The organism is Actinoallomurus oryzae (genome assembly GCF_039541955.1).
GTDB classification, from domain to species: Bacteria; Actinomycetota; Actinomycetes; order Streptosporangiales; family Streptosporangiaceae; genus Actinoallomurus; species Actinoallomurus oryzae.
This window is the reverse complement of record NZ_BAABHF010000080.1, coordinates 1-2,894: the sequence shown is the minus strand read 5'-3', so window position 1 is coordinate 2,894 and position 2,894 is coordinate 1. Positions and strand designations below refer to the sequence as shown.

Sequence of the window (2,894 nt, the reverse complement as noted above, 5' to 3'; positions counted from 1 at the left end):
GCGGCCCGGCGCGGCCGGGGGCCCGTGTTCGGCCGCGCCGGCCGGACGCGGCACCGCGCCGGCCGGTGGGGGCACGCGCGGATGAAAGAGCCAGTCCAGCCGGGGTTCGACCGCCCACCGGAACGCTCCGCGAAGGGGACCGCTGGCCAGCACCACGGCCAACGCCGCGCAGCCGACGGTCACCAGCGCGACCTCGGCTCCGGAGATCCGGTAGTACCAGCCCTGGTAGGACAGGAACAGGGTGACGAAGCCGTGCAGCAGGTAGACGTACATGCTCGCGGACCCGAAGCGGGTGAACCACGTGCGGCGGCCCGGCACGACGGCCAGGAAACCCACGGTCAGCGCGACGGCCGAGGCCAGCGCGAGCAGCCGGAACCCCACGCCCGCGGGCGCGCCGACGCCGAGCTGCCCGAAGCTGCGCCGCCAGTGCACCCATTCGGGGTCCACGGTCAGCGCGACGGCGTAGGCGGCCACCCCGCCGAGCACCAGCAGCGCCGCGCCGCCGGCGCGCATCGCGCGGCGCCGCAGGAACGCGAAGTGGTGCGGCCGCAGCGTGAGCCCGACGACGAAGAACGGCAGGAACGACAGCACCTGCGCGGCGTTGAGCATGCTCGGCAGCGTGATGAAGCCGGCGAGCATCGAGATCACCAGCGCGGCCGTGACGGGATAGCGGATCTGCTGCCACAGCGGCGTCGACAGCCGCCACAGCAGCAGCGCGGGCATGAACCAGGTCAGGTAGTACGGTTCGAGCGGGTCCCAGCCGACGTGGTCGCCGGCGAGCAGGCCGGCCCACAGCGGATACGCCACGCTGAAGATCACGTACGGGACGACGATCGCGGCGACGAGCTTGCGGGTGCGGTCGCGCCCGGCGGTGAACCCGCGGGAGAAGTACCCGCACATGACGATGAAGACCGGCAGGTGGAACGCATAGACGAACGTCTGGGCCGCCTCGAGCACGCGCCCGCCGACGTTCGCGGCCCGCAGCGGCTCCCAGGCGTGGCCGATCACCACGAGCACGACCGCGAGGAACTTGGCGTTGTCGAAGTAGGGGTCACGGCCGGCCGTACACGAGCGTGCGGGCGGTGCGGTGCCGACCGAGGCGAGGGTGGTCAAAACGGGGAACCCTGGGCTCGACAATGGATGACCGGGTCAGTCAACACGACGATCCTGAACACCACCTCAACGCGACGGGGCGCGCCGGCGAACCGCGGTGCGCTCACGCCGCGCCGCCGTCCGGCCCCAGGCCCGACTCGCGCAGGGTCAGGTTGAGGCGTCCGCGCAGGCCCAGGTGGTGCGGCGCCGTGCCGGGCAGGGTCTTGGGCACGCCGTGGTAGGCCAGCCGGGACTCCCCGCCGAACACGAACAGGTCGCCCGACTCCAGTTCGACGTCGCTCCAGGGCCGCCCCCGGTCACGGGTGTTGCCGAAGCGGAAGACGCACGTGTCGCCGAGACTGAGCGAGACGACGGGCGCGAGACTGCGCTCGTCCCTGTCCTGGTGCTGGCCCATGCGGGCCTCGGCGTCGTAGAAGTTGACCAGCGCGATGTCGGGCCGGTAGCCGCCGTCGTCACCGTACGCGGCGGCGACGGCGCGCCGGCCGAGGTCGGCGAGCCAGGCGGGCAACGGCTTGACCGGGGCGCCGTCGTCGGCCGTGCGCTGGTAGCGGTAGGGCACCCAGTGCCAGCCGAGGCAAACGGTGCGCACGGACATCACGCCGCCGCCCGGCAGGCGGGTGTGCCGCATCCCGGCCGGCGGGCGGGCCCATTCGCGGCAGGCGTCGAGCAGCCGCCGCTGCTCGTCCTCGGCCAGCCAGCCCGGAACGTGCACCGCCCCGGGCGCCACCTGCGCCCGTGGCCGCGGAATCAGCGCCGTCACACCCCTGACCTCCCTTTATGTCGGCTTCCGCACGCCACGGTACGTGATGGCCGACCGGGGCGCCGACGACGTGGTCCCCGCGTGTTCGGGTCTCAGGAGCGAGCGGACCCGGCCGCCCGTGGAAGGGCGCCCGGGCCGCGTGACGGGCCGGAGGATTGCGGTCAGTCTCCGGTGTTGGTCGCCCAGACCGGCTGCCTGCTGCTGTTGTAGATGACGACGTTGCCGTCATCCTGCACCGCGAGGTACGCGCCCCGGTGCCAGGTGTTCGATGCCCAGACCGGCGTACCGCCGCTGGCGTAGACGACGAAGTTGCCGTCCTCCTGGAAGACCGCCGAGACCCCGCGGCTCCACGCGTTCGGCGCCTGCCATACCGGCCGGCCGTCCTTGTAGAGCACGAAGTTGCCGTCCTCCTGCAACCGGAGGATGGCCCGGCCGTTCCCCGAGGTCAAAGCCTGGTTGCGGTACAGCGTGACCGGCGGCCGGAAGATCGCGTCAGCCCGCTGGTGCGCACCGTGCCGGTCGATGGGCTGGGCAGTGACCGCTTGTGCGGTACCGGCAGCCGCGCCGCCCGCGAAAGCCAACCCGGCGGCCATGGCCGTGACGCAGAGTGAGCTGCGGAGTTTGGACATTGGTATCGCTCCTTTGGTCCGTTCTGCCCGAGACTTGACCCCGGTTGTGACTCTGTGAATCAAATCAGTTACACAGAGTGATGTCCATGATCATGGAGCCTGCTTCCCGCCGACGGGGCCGTGACCCGCTTCCGCACGGCCGGCGACACGGCGGAGGTGGAATACGCATCGCGGGAAAGGGGTTACGCTGGTGATGCCGGTGTGGCATGTGTCCCCGGGCCGCACCTATCGCCTTCGCGGAATACCGTCCGGCCTTTCGCCGGAGCAGGAGCCGCGTTGTGCCTTCGCCGCGAGGCGACCACCACACCGGCTTAAGCGTGGCGGGTCCGCATGCTCACCGCCTTCGGCGGCTTCGCCGGGGCCCGCGGTGTCTTTCCGGGGGGCGACCCCCG

The 2,894-nt window shown here is 71.8% G+C and carries 3 protein-coding genes; all 3 read right to left on the bottom strand.

What is annotated here, in order from left to right:
• Window positions 1-1,113, bottom strand: a 1,113-nt coding sequence (locus ABEA10_RS50220; protein ID WP_345475817.1) for an acyltransferase family protein, incomplete at its 3' end; no start/stop codon positions are given.
• A gap of 103 nt (window positions 1,114-1,216) precedes the next feature.
• On the bottom strand, window positions 1,217-1,873 hold the full coding sequence (locus ABEA10_RS50215; protein ID WP_345475816.1) for an alpha-ketoglutarate-dependent dioxygenase AlkB family protein: 657 nt from the start codon (window positions 1,871-1,873) through the stop codon (window positions 1,217-1,219).
• A gap of 161 nt (window positions 1,874-2,034) precedes the next feature.
• The gene (locus ABEA10_RS50210; protein ID WP_345475815.1) at window positions 2,035-2,502 is read right to left on the bottom strand and encodes a hypothetical protein; all 468 of its coding nucleotides are present in this window, start codon (window positions 2,500-2,502) and stop codon (window positions 2,035-2,037) included.
• Window positions 2,503-2,894: the final 392 nt, after the last annotated feature.

Bases quoted from the DNA above. Each gene is read 5' to 3' on its own strand.
- ABEA10_RS50210 (WP_345475815.1), bottom strand. From the start codon at position 2,502: ATGTCCAAACTCCGCAGCTCACTCTGCGTCACGGCCATGGCCGCCGGG.